Raw genomic sequence first — 12,860 nt, 5'->3', positions numbered from 1 at the left:
TACGCAAAGGGGCCACTATGTTGCTCGTCGACACCTATCTCGAGAAATCACCGATCCAGGGCATCGGGGTTTTCGCCAGGAACCACATTGCCAAGGGCACGCTGGTCTGGAAGCTCGACCCCAGATTCGACCGGATCATCGACGTCGAGACCTATGAAGGCGAGAGCGGCCCGGTGAAGAACTATCTCGACCGTTATTCCTATCCAGACCGCCGGGATCCGAACTACATCGTCTTCGAAGCCGACGACGCCCGCTACATGAACCATGACGACGAACCGAATTGCGACGTCTCCTCGCCCGAGGAAACCTATGCCTTGCGCGACATCGCACCCGGCGAGGAACTGACCTGCAATTACAGCCATTTCTTCGAGACGGGCTTCGACTTCCTCGGCGATCGCCACCTGTAGATCGCCACCTGTGGCCGGGATCACTTGGCCGGCTTGCTGCGCACCGGGTAGCCGTTGGGATGCGGCGGCACCGCCTTGAGATAGGCGGCTATTGCCGCGCGATCTTCCGGCGGCAGTTCGGCCATGTTGCGCTGCACGTCGACCATGGCGCCGCCGACCGAATCGAAATCAGGGGTAAAACCGGTTTCGAGATAGTTGGCGATGTCGGCTTCCGACCAGTCACCGAGCCCGCCTTCGCCCGATGTGATGTTCGGCACGATGCCGCTGCCTTCGGCGGCCGCCGCGCCAGCCAGCCACTGGCTCTTCCTGGTGCCGCCGGTGATGTCGCGCGGCGTGTGGCATTCGCCGCAATGGCCGGGCCCCTCGACCAGATAGCGGCCGGCGAGTACCAGATCAGGCGTGCCATCGGCAAAGGCAATCACCGGCTCTTTGCTGAGATGGAGCCGCTTCCACAGGCCGAGGCCGCGGCGGATGTTGAAGGGGAAAGTCAGGGAATTGTCGGGCGCCTTGCCGGCGACCGCCGGCAGCGTCTTCAGGAACGCATAGAGATCGGCAATATCAGCCGGCTTCATCCGGGCGTAGGACGCGTAGGGAAAGGCCGGATAGAAATGCTCGCCCGACGGCGACACGCCCTTCAGCATGGCGTTGGCAAGGTCCTCGACCGTCCAGGCGCCGATGCCGTCCTTGGGATCCTGCGAGATGTTGGGCGGCACGAAGGTGCCGAACGGCGTCTTGAGCTCGAGGCCGCCGACCAGTTGCAAACGGGCGTCACCCTGCGAGCCTGGCTTGGCGTGACAGGAGGTGCAGCCGCCGGCATTGAAAATGCGCTTGCCCCTGGCGGCGCCGCCGGGGCCGAGCTGCGCCAGGGTGTCAGTGTCGAGCTTGACCGGCGCCGACAACAGCCAGCCGGCGCCGGCACCGACGACACCCAGGACAAGGGCGGCGCCGACAAATTTTTTCCACAAGGGCATTGCCCGGGATCAGCTCTTCTTCACCCGATAGGTCTTGTGGCAGGTGCCGCAATCACTGCCGAGCGTATCGATCTGCGCCTTCAACGCATCGACATCGGCGGGTGCGGCGGCGACTGCGGCCTTGACGTCGGCGAGGTACTTGTCTTCGGTCGATTTGAAGCCCGCCATGTCTTTCCAGATTTTGGGCGAGGCGGTGGTATCACCGCTGTCGCTGCCGGCCGGGAACAGCGTGTCGACATCGAACTTCTCGGCATTGACTTGCAGCGCCTGCAGCGCCGTCAGCACGGCGGCGGCATCGAAGTCTGCCTCGCCCTTGGCGATTTTTGACAGGCCGCCGACGATCTTGCCTCGTTCCTTCATCAGTCCCTGTCGGTCGAGGATCGGGTCGGCAAAAGCCGCCGAGGCGGCGAGGCTGAGCATAGAGATGGCGATAACAAGCTTTCTCATTCAATTGGCTCCAGGATGATGAGGGGTCGCGACCTACCGTTAACGGAGGGCGGGCCGGGATTATTCCCTGTCCGCCGGCCGGATTCCGCCGAATTTTGTGTGCCTGCTGCTTCAGCTGAGAAAGAAAAGCCCCGGAGTACCGGGGCTTCTCTGGGTCGATCAGGCTTTCGCCTCTTCGTACATTTCAAGGACATGGTCCCAGTCGATGAGGCTGTCGACGAAGGCCTCGAGATATTTCGGCCGCGCGTTGCGGTAGTCGATGTAATAGGAATGTTCCCAGACATCGACGCCGAGGATCGGCGATGCGCCAAGGACGAGCGGGTTCTCGCCGTTCGGCGTCTTGGATATCGCCAGCTTGCCGTCCTTGACCGAGACCCAGGCCCAGCCCGAACCGAACTGCGTGGTGCCGGCGGCGATGAAGTCGGCCTTGAACTTGTCGTAGCCGCCGAGGTCGGCGTCGAAAGCCTTCTGCAGGGCGCCCGGAAGCTTGTTGCCGCCGCCGCCCTTCTTCATCCACTTCCAGAAATGGATGTGGTTGTAGTGCTGGGCTGCGTTGTTGAAGAGGCCGGCATTCTTGCCGAACGACTGTTTGACCACCTCTTCGACCGACAGATCGCCAAGGCCCGCTTCGGCGGCCAGCTTGTTGCCGTTGTCGACATAAGCCTTGTGGTGCTTGTCGTGGTGATACTCCAGCGTCTCCTTCGACATGTAAGGCTGCAAGGCCTCGTAGTCGTAGGGCAAGGCGGGCAATTCAAAAGCCATCGGTCATACTCCTCATGGAAAAATCCGGTGCGGATACCGGATTAAGATAGGGCTGCATTGATCTGGAACAACTCCGGAATGAAGCGCCAATTGCCTTTTAGCGGCTCAACCGGCGGAAGTCGAATGCGCCCATTCCCAATAAAGGTCGCGCGCTTTCTTGGCCACCGGCCCGGGCTGCAGATCGCGGTCCTCGATGCGGGTGATCGGCACGACCTTGGAATGATTTCCGGTCGAAAATATCTCGTCGGCTTCAAGAAAGTCGCGCACCGAGAGCATCTTCTCCGTGGTCTTGAAGCCGTAATCGCCAAGCAGCGTCATGGTGCGCGAGCGGGTGATGCCGGACAGGAAGGTGCCGTTGGGCGCCGGCGTCAACACGTGGCTGTCCTTGACCAGGAAGATGTTCGAGGTTCCGGTCTCGGCGACATTGCCCAGCATGTCCAGCACCAGCGCATTGTCGAAGCCGCGTCCCTTGGCTTCGAGAATGGCGCGGCCATTGTTGGGATAGAGGCAGCCGGCCTTGGCATTGGTCGGCATGGTCTCGATGGTCGGCCGCCGGAACGGCGACACGGTGATCGAAAAGCCGGTCGGCGAGATCATCGGCGATTCGTAAAGGCAGAGGCAGAAACGGGTCGAGGCCGGATCGGCCGGCACGCCCATATAGCCGCCATGCTCGGCCCAGTACATCGGCCTGATGTAGACCGCTGTCTTGCCGTCGAACTTCTTCAGCCCGTCCCAGGTCAGTCCAACAATCTCATCGGCGCTCATCGACGGCGCGAGGCCGAGCGCGGTCGCCGATGCGTTCACCCTGGCGGCATGCAGCTCGAGATCGGGGGCGACGCCTTCGAACCAGCGGGCGCCGTCGAAGACGCTGGTGCCGAGCCACATGGCGTGGCTGCGCGGACCCAGAATGGCGACGTTGCCTTCGTACCAGTCGCCGTCGACGAAGGTCCATGTCGCCGATAGCGCCGCAGTCACCAGTGTCATTGTTCGGTTCCGCTTCAAAGCTGCCTGTGCCAAGCATTGGAAGATGCTTTGACCGGCGCCGTCAACCGGCATGGAGCGGTTTTTGTTGAGGCCAGAGCGCCCCAAGAAAGCGATCAAGACCACAATCGATGCTTGCACCTTGCGCCGCCTGCCCTCAAAACTGTCGCCATGCATTACGCGGCTTACGTTTTCGACGCCTATGGCACGTTGTTCGACGTGCACGCAGCCGTGCGCCGTCATGACGGCGAGATCGGCCCCGACGGCCCGCTGCTTTCGGAAATCTGGCGCGCCAAGCAGCTGGAATATTCCTGGGTGCGCACGCTGATGGGCGGCTATGCCGATTTCTGGCAGCTCACCGAACAGGCGCTCGATTTCGCCCTGCTCAAGGTTCCCTCCGCCGACAAGGGACTGAAGGCCAAGCTGCTCGAAGCCTATTGGCGGCTCGATTGCTATCCGGAAGTGCCGGCCGTGCTCAAGGCGCTGAAAGCATCCGGCGCCAAGCTCGCAATCCTGTCCAACGGCTCGCCCGAGATGCTGGAAGCGGCGGTCAAGTCGGCCGCCCTCGACCAGGTGCTGGACGATATCTTTTCGGTCGACGCCGTCAGGCGCTTCAAGACCGACCCGTCGACCTACGACATGGTGGCGACGGGCTGGCGACTCTATCCGGGCGCCGTCTCGTTCCAGTCGTCCAACCGCTGGGACGTCGCCGGCGCCACCAAATTCGGCTTTCGCACCGTATGGATCAACCGCGCCAACCAGCCCGAGGAATACCGGGATTTCCCGCCGGCGCTGATCCTGCCGTCGCTTGAAGGCCTGCTGACCGGCGGCTGATCACTCTGTTGCCTTCGAGCAACAGTGGCAGGGCGGTCACAGCTTCGCCTTTGTTTGTCCACCCTCAGGCCAGAATCGGAACCGCCTATCGCGTCAGGCATTGGGGGAGGCCGACCACTGCGCCGCTTGAAGGCATTCACGCTTTCTTGCGATTCGAGACTTAAAAAAGGCAACCATGTTGAAGACCGAAATCGCCCCCTATCGCCTGAGCCGTCGCGGCTTTCTGAATGCTGCAGCCCTTGGCGCCGCTTCGATTGCGGTCTCCGCCTGCACCACCACCGGACCGGCGCCGGCGCCGGTCGAACCGCCACCGCCGACCTATGACGAGCCGCCGCTCGGCGACTATGCGACGATGTACGGCCCGATTTCCGACAGCGGGTTCGAGCTCCCGGCCATCCCGATCAAGAAGATGGACCCGCAGTTCCTGCGCCAGATCGTTCCCGATCCGACCGGCCAGCGGCCAGGCACCATCATCGTCGATACGACCAACCATTTCCTCTATCTGGTGCGCGAAGGCGGCCAGGCGATCCGTTACGGCGTCGGCCTCGGCCGCGCCGGCTTCGAATGGTCGGGAGACGCCGTCGTCCAGTGGAAGCAGAAATGGCCGAAATGGACGCCGCCCGATGAGATGGTTGCCCGCCAGCCTGAACTGGAAGAATACAGCGCCAAGAACGGCGGCATGCCCGGCGGCCTCAAGAACCCGCTCGGCGCCCGCGCGCTCTACCTGTTCCACGACAACGTCGACACGCTCTACCGCCTGCATGGCTCGCCGGAATGGAACTCGATCGGCAAATCCGTCTCGTCAGGCTGCGTGCGCCTGATAAATCAGGACATCATCGACCTCTACGACCGCGTGCCGTCGAAGAGCCCGGTCATCGTGACGTCCGACATCGGCCAGCCGATGGCGGCGAGCGCAAACCGCAGAGCCATCCCGATCGATGGCGGGGTGCCGGATGGCTCGGTCCTGCTCGGCCCGGTGACCTGATCGACTTCATCGATGCCATGAAGCGCAGGTTCCGCTCCATGCGGCAAAGCTCGCCAGGATCCCGATAGCTTTACGCGAATGCCTGGGGTTCGCATCCAAGATGTGCAATGCCGGCAACAGGAGGCCAAAAAAGACGTCCAGACGAACCATGGAGCCGCTGCAATCGGGGCGGCCATGCCCTGTCAATCTCGACGCTGCTGTGTTTCGTTACCGATTGATGTATATTAGACGGGAGTATGATTGCAGAGACATACATTTCATTAGATCATTGATGGCGGGGGAACGCCGATGGTGGGATTTGATTTCGATAGTCCGCCTGCCGACGGCGCCGAGGCCAACTTGTCGGCCGAATGCGAGCGCCAATTGCTGCCGCTCGTCCGCGGAATTGTCGAGGCGGCGGTTGCCGCCGGGTGGAGCCAGGAAGACGTTCTTCTGGCCATGGTCGAGCTGTCCTGGGATCTGTACGAGAAACGCCGAGGCGATCTTTAGCAGGCCTGCGTGAGCCGGATAATTCCGTAGCGCCGGCCAAGCCAGGCCATGTTTTTCTCGCGCGAACTTTTTTCTTCACTTACAATGTTTTTTCTATCCGCGGGATGCGCTACGCTGCCTTTGGGCAGGACTATGGGGGATACAAATTACCGTCCGGATTTCCGGGTTGGCTGTTTGCACGGCACGGAATTTCGATGGGCTGGCAAAGCGGCTGAGGCAAGGCTGAATGAAAAATGCGGGCGAGGTTCAGGAACGCAGCGCAGGCGCCGATCGGGTCGATCGGCACGCCCTCGGACATAATCCCCGAAAATGCCAATCCCAGAAGAGCAACCATGCGGGGGAGCGGGATATGCTCTGTCCGCAGCCCTGGATCGCTCCCGGAGGGTCGCCATCGCCGAAGTCGCCTACCTCGCGGGATTTTCGGATCAAGGCCATTTGGCCACCGCCATGAAGAAGCACAAGGGAAAGAAGCCATGATTCGGGCGATAACTGCTGCCGGATCGTCCGTGGCAATGACAGATAGTCGACCAGCTCTGTCAATGGCCGCGCGATCTATATTCGGAATACAACGCTGGATTGCGACGGCACACTATGCACAATAACTAGGCAAAATGGTAAGATAAGATCGGAAAATAGTCAGGTAGCCTTGGCTAATAATTCAAACCTGTAAGTTTATAGTCAAAATCCTGGTAAAATTTTCATTTGAGCTCAAATTCTTCTTTGCAATATAAAGCAGCATCTGTAGGATTCGAAGGGACGCCCAGGAGCAAACGTGAATTCTGGGCGCCTCGATACAGCACAGGATTGGATTGATCGGCGCAGCAGTGGCAGAGACGAAGATGCAACATAGAGGCAACGTCCAGGAAAGCGCCGGGACAGAGCGGCGGCGCGCGGATCGTCGCATCTTCGACGGAATTCCGGAAAGCGCGGGGCGCTACCTGGTCACGTTTCGAGGCGGCGCGGCTCATGTCGTTCATGGGCCGGGATCACACACATTCAAAGCGGCGGAACATTTCGCTTCGGTTCTGCTTGCACCCTCACCAGGGATTGCGGCATCGCTGGGCAGCGACAAAGTCCACGAATACGACGGCGACGTCGGCATGATCATGATCGTCCCAGCCGACCTCGGCGGCAAGGTGACCCGATCATCCACCACGGAAAGCGCAATCGTGGCGCTCACCCCCGAGAGTCTCTTCGAGCTGGCAATGCGTGAATTCGACACCGGCCATGCCGAGCTTCAATCGCCGCCGTTCGGGACCGTCGACTTCCAGGCGCTGCAACTCGCGCAGTTGCTGAAGGCGGAACTGACGGATCGGGAAACTCCAAACGAGTTCTATGTCGATTCGTTGGTCACCATGTTCGGCGTCCATTTGCTTCGGAACTACGCAGGAGCGCGAAAGTTGCCACAAGCCCCAAAGGGCGGTCTGTCGAACCGCAGCGCCCGGCGGGTGCGCGAATTCCTGGAGGTAAATTTTTCCAGCAAGATCGCGGTGGCCGAGTTGGCCGCACTCTGTGGCCTTTCGCCGAGCCATTTCATCCTGGCATTCACCAAGACCTTTGGCGAGCCGCCGCACAAATACCTGCTGCGGCTGCGTCTCGATTTCGCCGAAAAACTTCTCATCGAGAGCGACCTGTCGATTGCGGAAGTCGCTCATCTCAGTGGATTCTCGGACCAGAGCCACTTGACAGTCACCATGTCCAGATACCGGAACAGAACCCCCAGGCAGGTGAAGCTGCAACGTTAACGACTGTTGCGGCGCGCATGATTGTCCGCGGCGATACCTCGATTGATCTTCAGTATAGTCGAAGGTTGTGTGGCAGAGCAGTCACAGTTGTCGCGCAGGGACCAAATACCGGATTTTCCTACAAAGATTCCGGATTATTCCAAAATACTTGCACCGCGAATGTGCTCATGGTCGCGATGGAAGTCATTTGGGGCGGGGGAGCAACCAGATGATACAGCATGTCGGATTGTCCCATGGACATTCAATTCGCGGAAATCGAGGTCTTCGCGCCTAAGGCCGAAGCGGCCTGGGCTGCACTGCAACGCCAATACGCCAGCCGGATCAGCGCTGCGGAACTCGACCATCTCCTGGCCTGTTTCGTGCTTGGACTGACCTCTCCGGCTTGTGGTGAAGGCGATCCGGGATTTCATTTCGATCTCTGCCGCGCGCTGGTGGCGGTAAACCTGCCGCCGGAACGGACGGAGGCTGCACTGCATACGGTTCCAGAACCGACGCAGCCATGGGTCGCGAGCGCCTATCAGCTGATTGAAAAACAAGGCGCGAAGGTCGGTCTCTCGTTGCGGGAGAAGACGCGCAATTTCGAAGATTTTTTGGCCACCGGGGCGAATGATGCGGCACATCAGGGCGCCTCGGCAATTGCGAGGAAAAACTAGCATGACCAGACGCGTCGAGGGGCGGATAAGGATCGCATTTCTTCCCGGATTTGTTGGAAACTGGCTCACGGGCGCGGCCGACAGTCGCTCGGTCCGCCGCCGCCTGATGGCGGTCTTGCGCAACGCGTGCCGCGTGCTCGGCATGCGACGCAAATGTCTGGGGCTTGGCACGCTGGGCAGCGGCAGAATTGCGGCAGCGGCGCTGGGTGCAATCGCATTCGGGAGCATCGCCACCCCGGCGTCCGCGCAGTATGCCGCCGGCGGCGGCACCGCGACCGCCAGTGGCTCAGTCGCTATCGGCCCGGCCGCGACGGCCTCTCAGCTCAATGCTGTTGCGATCGGGACCCGGTCTGTCGGGTCAACGCAATACGCAGTGGCAATCGGCCAGGATGCGCAGGCCACAGGCACCGGCGGCGCGGTGGCGATCGGCGGCGGCGCGATTTCAAACAACATCAATACGGTAGCAATTGGCGTTCAGTCCGACGCCACTGCGGCCGGGGCCAGCGCACTGGGCACAAACTCCCACGCTTCGGGAGCGAACTCCACCGCGGTCGGTGTCGGCGCCACGGCCAGCAACAATTATGCGTTCGCCACTGGCTACGGATCGGTAGCCAGCGCCCAATACGCATACGCCATGGGCTATCAGTCCAGTGCTAGTGGCCTGCGCGGTATGGCGCTTGGATATCAAGCAACCCAGAGCGGGATCGATTCCCTTGCCCAAGGTACCAACGCCAATGCAGGCAGTCAAAACGCCATCGCGATAGGCTTCCAGTCGGTGGCGTCCGATATCAACTCTATCAATATCGGAGCGCGCACCGTTGCGGGGTCAGGGGCCTTGGCCCAAGGCGCCATCGCCCTTGGCACGGATGTCACAGCAAATCAGCAAAACGCCCTTGCCATTGGCGTCCTGACCAAAGCAACGGGAACGAACGCCGCAGCGGTGGGTAGAGGAGCCAGTGCATGGGGCAACCAGTCCATCGCATTCGGCACGGGCGCGCAGGCGGGCGTTCAGGCCAACACGGCGCTGCCCAACAGCATCGCCATCGGCACCAATTCGCTCTCTTCGGGGGCTTTCGCCACGGCGATGGGTGCTACCTCGGTTGCGAGTGGCTCCGCCAGCACCGCTATTGGCAACACCGCCGTCGCCAGCGGCGCGAACGCCTCCTCGTTCGGGTCCGGCGCGAATGCGACGGGAGACAATTCTCTTGCCGCCGGTGTCAGCGCCGCCGCCAGCGGGATTGCCAGCACCGCGCTCGGCATCGGCTCCAAGGCCAGCGCCACCAACGCCGTGGCGATCGGTAATGCGGCGGTCGCCAATTCCGCCGACGCTGTTGCAGTTGGCACGAATGCGACGGCGACGGGCGGCAAGGCCGTCGCCATCGGCGCCGGCAACACAGCTTTTGGCAACGGCGCGGTCTCCATCGGCGATCCGAGCTATGCCAGCGGCACCGGCGCCTTCACCGGCGGCGCCAACAACATCGCCAATAGCGACGGCACGGCAACCGCCACAGCCGCAAACCAGGCCGCAGGCGCGGTTGCCATCGGCAACAACAACAAGGCCGTCGGGCAAGGCTCCGTGGCGCTGGGCAATGGCTCGACAGCGGGTGCAGCCGGCCTTGCCGGCAATGTCGCGCTGGGCAATGGCGCGACGGCGACGGCAAGCTCCGGCGACGTAGCGCTCGGTTCGGGCTCGGTGACCGCGACGGCGGTCGGCACCAGCGGCGCGACGATCGGCAGCACGGCCTACAGCTTCGCCGGCACGACGCCGACGAGCACTGTCAGCGTCGGCGCGCTCGGCGCGGAGCGGACCATCACCAATGTCGCGGCGGGCCGGCTCAGCAATTCGTCGACCGACGCCATCAATGGCTCGCAGCTCTTCGCCACCAACCAGCAGGTGACGCAGAACACGACGGCCATCGCCGCCAACACCGCCGACATCACCAATCTCGGCAACACGATCAACAGCATCAGCACCGGTGGCGGCATCAAGTATTTCCACGCCAATTCGACGGCGGCGGACTCGTCCGCAACGGGCACGGACTCCGTTGCTATCGGACCAGTCGCGACCGCGACGGGGACAAACGCCATCGCGGCCGGCACCAATTCGAGCGCCTCCGACGCCAACGCCTCGGCCTTCGGCAGCGGCGCCGTCGCATCGGCGCTTGACGCAACGGCGATGGGATACATCTCCAAGGCCTCGGGCCAATACAGCACCGCCGTCGGTGCCAACGCCAATGCCACAGCCACGTCCAGCACCGCGATCGGCCAGAACGCGTTTGCAACCGCCTTTCAAGCGACCGCTCTCGGCGTAGGAGCGAATGCCGGCGCCCAGAATGCAATCGCGCTGGGCGCCCTCGCCAACGCCAGCAACGCCGGCGACGTGGCGCTCGGCTCGGGCTCGGTAACCGCCGCGGCGGTCGGCACCGCCGGCACGACGATCGGCGGCGTCGCCTACAACTTCGCCGGCACGACGCCGGCAAGCACCGTCAGCGTCGGCGCGGTCGGCGCGGAACGCACCATCACCAATGTCGCGGCGGGCCGGCTCAGCAATTCGTCGACCGACGCGATCAACGGCTCGCAGCTCTTCGCCACCAACCAGCAGGTGACGCAGAATACGACCGACATCGCCGCCAACACCGCCGACATCACCAATCTCGGCAACACGATCAACAGCATCAGCACGGGCGGCGGCATCAAGTATTTCCACGCCAATTCGACGCTGGCGGATTCGCAGGCGCTGGGGACGGATTCCGTTGCCATCGGCCCGAATGCTGTGGCCAACAATGCCGGCGACGTGGCGATCGGCGCGAATGCGGTGTCGACCGCGACCACGGCGGTCGGCGGCACCACGATCGGCGGCGTTGCCTACACCTTCGCCGGCGCGACGCCCGCGGGTGCATTCTCGGTCGGCTCGGTGGGCGCCGAACGCCAGATCCAGAACGTCGCGGCCGGGCAGTTGAGCAACTCCTCGACCGATGCGGTCAACGGCTCGCAGCTGTTTGCGACCAACCAGCAGGTGACGCAGAACACCACCGACATTGCCGCCAATACTGCTGACATCACCAATCTCGGCAATTCGATCAGCAATATTACGGGCGACACCTCGCTGGCCTACACCGACGCCAATGGCGACGGCATCCGCTATGTGCGCACCAACGACCGGACGCTCGCCGTCGCCGACTCTTTCGCGCAGGGGATCGGCTCGTCCGCCCTCGGCTACCAGGCGACCGCGAGCGCCGACAATGCGCTGGCGCTCGGCCGCGACACCCAGGCCAGCGTCATCGGCGGCGTGGCGCTCGGCGCCGGCTCGGTTTCGGACCGGGCGGTCGCGCCCGTATCGGGATCGATCCTCTCCGGCACCGGCCTCATTCCCTACAACACCGCGGACATGAGCCTGCTCGGCGCCGTCTCGGTCGGCACCTCCACCTCCTATCGCCAGATCATCAACGTGGCCGACGGCACGCAGGACCAGGACGCGGTCACGCTTCGCCAGTTGAAGGGCGCGCTGAGCTCGTTCGCGGTGACGGGAAGCTTGTATTTCCACGCCAATTCGACGGCAGCGGACTCGCTCGCGGTCGGCGTCGATTCGGTTGCGGTCGGTCCGCGCACCACCGTCAATGGCGACAATGGCATCGGCATCGGCAATGGCGCCATCGTGCAGCAGACGGCGCCGGGAGGCATTGCGATCGGCCAGAACTCGACCGTCAACCAGGCCGACAGTATCGCCCTCGGCACCAACGCGACCACCAACGGAGCGCAGGCGGTGGCGCTCGGCGCCGGCGCAAAGGCCAACGAGCCGGGCAGCGTCGCGCTCGGCGCGGGCTCGACGACGGCGGCGGCGGTCGCCACCACCGGCACCACGATCAACGGCGTTGCCTATACTTTCGCCGGAGCAGCTCCGACGAGCACGGTCAGCGTCGGCACCGTCGGCAACGAGCGCACCGTCACCAATGTCGCGGCGGGCCGGATCAGCGGCACCTCCACCGACGCCATCAACGGCAGCCAGCTCTTCGCCACCAACCAGGCGGTCGAAGCCATGCAGGGTAGCGTCGGCGACCTCAACCAGTTCGCCGTCCAGTACGACAAGGACGGGAACGGCAACAAGTCCAACTCGATTACCCTTGCCGGCGGCGACCCGAACACGCCGGTCGTCATCCACAATGTCGGGGCGGGCGTTGCAAACACCGATGCCGTCAATGTTCAGCAGTTCAACAGCGGGTTAGCACTCAACCTGGACAATTCGAAGAACTACACCAACCAGGTGGCGGCCACCACGCTGCAGCAAGCCAATGCGTATGCGGACTCCAAACTCAGCCAGCTCAACATGGACATGGGAGAGGTCAGGGGCGAGGCGCGCCAGGCTGCGGCAATCGGCTTGGCGGCCGGCTCGCTGCGCTACGACGATCGTCCCGGCAAGCTGAGCGTGGCCGCCGGCGGAGGCTATTGGCGCGGTGAAGGCGCCCTGGCCTTCGGCGCCGGCTACACCAGCGAGGAAGGACGTGTTCGAGCGAACCTGTCCGGTACGACGGCAGGCGGACACTGGGGTGTCGGCGCGGGCGTCAGTCTTACGCTGAACTAGAGCCCGG

At 62.9% G+C, this 12,860-nt stretch carries 11 protein-coding genes; 7 read left to right on the top strand and 4 right to left on the bottom strand.

The window, feature by feature from the left end; translation table 11 throughout:
- The first annotated feature begins 17 nt into the window (after positions 1-17).
- On the top strand, positions 18-407 hold the full coding sequence (locus NKJ80_RS03985) for an SET domain-containing protein (protein ID WP_023673684.1): 390 nt from the start codon (positions 18-20) through the stop codon (positions 405-407).
- A gap of 20 nt (positions 408-427) precedes the next feature.
- Here NKJ80_RS03985 and NKJ80_RS03980 read toward each other — a convergent pair whose 3' ends face one another.
- From NKJ80_RS03980 to NKJ80_RS03965, 4 genes are all read right to left on the bottom strand, one after another.
- On the bottom strand, positions 428-1,378 hold the full coding sequence (locus NKJ80_RS03980; protein ID WP_352497117.1) for a cytochrome c: 951 nt from the start codon (positions 1,376-1,378) through the stop codon (positions 428-430).
- A gap of 9 nt (positions 1,379-1,387) precedes the next feature.
- Positions 1,388-1,825, bottom strand: coding sequence for a c-type cytochrome (locus NKJ80_RS03975; protein ID WP_023684552.1), 438 nt, complete (start codon positions 1,823-1,825; stop codon positions 1,388-1,390).
- A gap of 159 nt (positions 1,826-1,984) precedes the next feature.
- Positions 1,985-2,587 (bottom strand): superoxide dismutase, encoded by a 603-nt coding sequence (locus tag NKJ80_RS03970; RefSeq protein WP_352497116.1) that lies wholly within the window; start codon positions 2,585-2,587, stop codon positions 1,985-1,987.
- Positions 2,588-2,692: 105 nt separating this feature from the next.
- A complete protein-coding gene (locus NKJ80_RS03965; protein ID WP_023692793.1) occupies positions 2,693-3,571 on the bottom strand; it encodes a branched-chain amino acid aminotransferase in 879 nt (292 codons plus the stop codon).
- Positions 3,572-3,739: 168 nt separating this feature from the next.
- Between NKJ80_RS03965 and NKJ80_RS03960 the strand changes: the two genes are divergently transcribed.
- The 6 genes from NKJ80_RS03960 (at position 3,740) to NKJ80_RS03935 (ending at position 12,853) form a co-directional block, all read left to right on the top strand.
- Positions 3,740-4,402 carry a haloacid dehalogenase type II gene (locus tag NKJ80_RS03960; RefSeq protein WP_023673689.1) on the top strand — a complete coding sequence of 221 codons (663 nt, stop codon included), beginning with the start codon at positions 3,740-3,742 and terminating at the stop codon, positions 4,400-4,402.
- 175 nt (positions 4,403-4,577) lie between these two features.
- Positions 4,578-5,387: a L,D-transpeptidase gene (locus NKJ80_RS03955; RefSeq protein WP_352497115.1), complete on the top strand. Its 810-nt coding sequence runs from the start codon at positions 4,578-4,580 to the stop codon at positions 5,385-5,387.
- Between the two features lie 288 nt (positions 5,388-5,675).
- Positions 5,676-5,876, top strand: coding sequence for a hypothetical protein (locus tag NKJ80_RS03950; protein ID WP_023684556.1), 201 nt, complete (start codon positions 5,676-5,678; stop codon positions 5,874-5,876).
- Positions 5,877-6,685: 809 nt separating this feature from the next.
- A complete protein-coding gene (locus NKJ80_RS03945; protein ID WP_352497114.1) occupies positions 6,686-7,621 on the top strand; it encodes a helix-turn-helix domain-containing protein in 936 nt (311 codons plus the stop codon).
- Between the two features lie 233 nt (positions 7,622-7,854).
- Positions 7,855-8,274 (top strand): hypothetical protein, encoded by a 420-nt coding sequence (locus NKJ80_RS03940; RefSeq protein WP_352497113.1) that lies wholly within the window; start codon positions 7,855-7,857, stop codon positions 8,272-8,274.
- A 1-nt stretch (position 8,275) separates the two neighbouring features.
- Positions 8,276-12,853, top strand: coding sequence for a YadA-like family protein (locus NKJ80_RS03935; protein WP_352497112.1), 4,578 nt, complete (start codon positions 8,276-8,278; stop codon positions 12,851-12,853).
- The last annotated feature ends 7 nt before the right edge of the window (positions 12,854-12,860 follow it).

The organism is Mesorhizobium sp. M0030 (assembly GCF_040323695.1).
Taxonomy (GTDB): domain Bacteria; phylum Pseudomonadota; class Alphaproteobacteria; order Rhizobiales; family Rhizobiaceae; genus Mesorhizobium.
Note: the sequence above shows the minus strand (reverse complement) of the source record. Positions and strands in the feature narration are given on the sequence as shown.